The following is a 2,011-nucleotide window of genomic DNA, read 5'->3' as shown; positions in this document are numbered from 1 at the left end:
CCGGTCCGCGCGCCCGTCGGGGCGGGTTTCCGGCGCGCTCGCGGAGGGGGAGGGGCGGTGGTCCGGGCCGTCGGGCGTGGACACGCTCACGCAGCCGGCGGAGGCGGCGGCACTGACGGCCGCGGCCGCGGTGAGCAGCAGCGAGGCGGGACGGATCTTTCTCAGCACCGCGCCACTGTGCGGGACACCGGGACGCCGGGGGAACCGTGGCGGGCGAAGGATGCCCCGCACGGGTGAAACGGGGGGCGTGCGGGTGCCGTGTGCGCCCCGGTCCGCCCGCCTCAGGCGCCGGGGCGGGGACCGTCGAGCATGCCGTGCAGCAACTCCGTGTATCCGGCGCGCAGTTCCTCAAGACCCGGCACCGAGGCGTGGTAGGTGCCGGCCACGCACGAGAACATGATCCCCTCGCTCCAGGCCACGAGGGAGAGCGTGTGCCGCTCGGGGGCGGTGGAGCCCGCGGCGCGCAGCAGCTCGGTGAGCGGGCGGCGGAACTGGTGCCCGGCCTCGTCGAAGAACGCGCGCAGCTCGGGCCTGCGCGTGGCCTCCAGGGCCAACTCGTAGCGGCAGACGAGCAGCTGGGGATGGCGGGTCAGGTAGCGGTGCAGCGCGAGTGCCATGCCGTCCACGAGGGCGGCCGGTCCGCCGGCCGGGTCGGGCAGTTCCTCGAGGGACAGCACCTGTCCCTCGCGCACCGCGAGGCGTCGCACCGCGGTCTCCAGCAGGGCCAGCCGGGTGCGCGCGTGGTTCGACGTGGAGCCCTGCGGCAGGCCCGCGGTCTCGTCCACGGCGCGGTGCGTCAGGCCGCGCATCCCGCGTTCGGCGAGCAGGACCAGCGCGGCGTCCCCGATGCGGTCGGCGCGGGGGAGCTCGCCGGTGGGGCCGGGCGCGGTGGAGGCGCCGGGTGCGGATGCGGCGGAGGGGGCGGGCGACGGGCGGTTCATGGGAGGCAATCTACCGCGCCGACTACATCTGTAGTCGGCATCTGCGGCCGGTATCACTACAGATGTAGTACCGTCGACTCCAGAGGTCACTACAGATGTAGTGCGAGGGGTGCGGGAGTGCGCCCCGTGACTCCGGGAGGCGTCATGACATCGGACGACGGGCACACGGACGCCGCGCCGCGGCAGGCCCGGGCCATCGTGATCGGCGGCGGGATCGGCGGCCTCACCGCCGCCCTCGCGCTCCACCGCACCGGCTGGCACGTCACGGTCCTGGAGCGGGCCACCGCACTGGCCCCCGTCGGCGCCGGCATCGCGCTGGCGCCGAACGCACAGCGCGCCCTCGACGTGGTCGGACTCGGCGACGAGATCCGCTCCCTCGCCGCCTGGGAGGGCGACGGCGGACTCAGGACCCCGGCGGGCCGCTGGCTGTCGCGCGCCGACCCGCAGCGTGCGAGCGAACGGTTCGGCGGCACCCTCGTGCTGCTGCACCGCGCGACACTCGTCGGCAAGCTCGCCGCGGGCCTCCCCGACGGCGCGGTGCGCACGGCGACCGAGGGCCGCCTCGTCGACCCGGGAGACCCGGCCGACCCGGCGCGCCCGGCCCGGGTGGCGACGCCCGACGGCGACCTCACCGCCGAGCTCGTCGTCGGTGCCGACGGCGTCCGCTCCGCCGTGCGCGGCGCGCTGTTCCCCACGCACCCCGGTGCCACCTACGCCGGGTTCACCACCTGGCGGCTGCTCGTGCCGCCGCCCGCGCGGCCGTTCGCCCCGCACGAAACCTGGGGGCCCGGCCGGCTGTGGGGCACGCACCCCTTCGCCGACGGCACCGTCTACGCGTACGCCGCGGCCGTCACCCCGGCCGGGGGCCGCGCACCCGACGGCGACGAGCGGGCGGAACTGCGGCGCCTCTTCGGGGGCTGGCACCACCCCGTCCCCGCGATCCTCGACGCGGCCGAGCCGGACGGGGTGCTGCGCCACGACGTCCACGACCTCGCCGACCCGCTCCCCGCCTTCCACCGCGGCCGGGTCGCCCTGCTCGGCGACGCGGCGCACGCGATGGCGCCCACCCT

2 protein-coding genes are annotated in these 2,011 nt (G+C 76.8%); one reads left to right on the top strand and one right to left on the bottom strand.

The window, feature by feature from the left end:
- Positions 1-281: 281 nt before the first annotated feature.
- Entirely contained in the window at positions 282-941 is a 660-nt protein-coding gene (locus GTW43_RS26960) for a TetR/AcrR family transcriptional regulator (protein ID WP_161304567.1), read from the bottom strand.
- A gap of 144 nt (positions 942-1,085) precedes the next feature.
- Between GTW43_RS26960 and GTW43_RS26955 the strand changes: the two genes are divergently transcribed.
- On the top strand, positions 1,086-2,011 hold a 926-nt coding region (locus GTW43_RS26955), incomplete at its 3' end, for an FAD-dependent monooxygenase (protein ID WP_161304566.1).

Origin of the sequence: Streptomyces sp. SID5785, assembly GCF_009870065.1 — a bacterium.
Classification (GTDB): domain Bacteria; phylum Actinomycetota; class Actinomycetes; order Streptomycetales; family Streptomycetaceae; genus Streptomyces.
Note: the sequence above shows the minus strand (reverse complement) of the source record. Positions and strands in the feature narration are given on the sequence as shown.

What these genes read in the sequence shown, in the direction of transcription:
- GTW43_RS26960 (WP_161304567.1), bottom strand. Translation starts at nt 941, where the DNA reads ATGAACCGCCCGTCGCCCGCCCCCTCCGCCGCATCCGCACCCGGCGCC.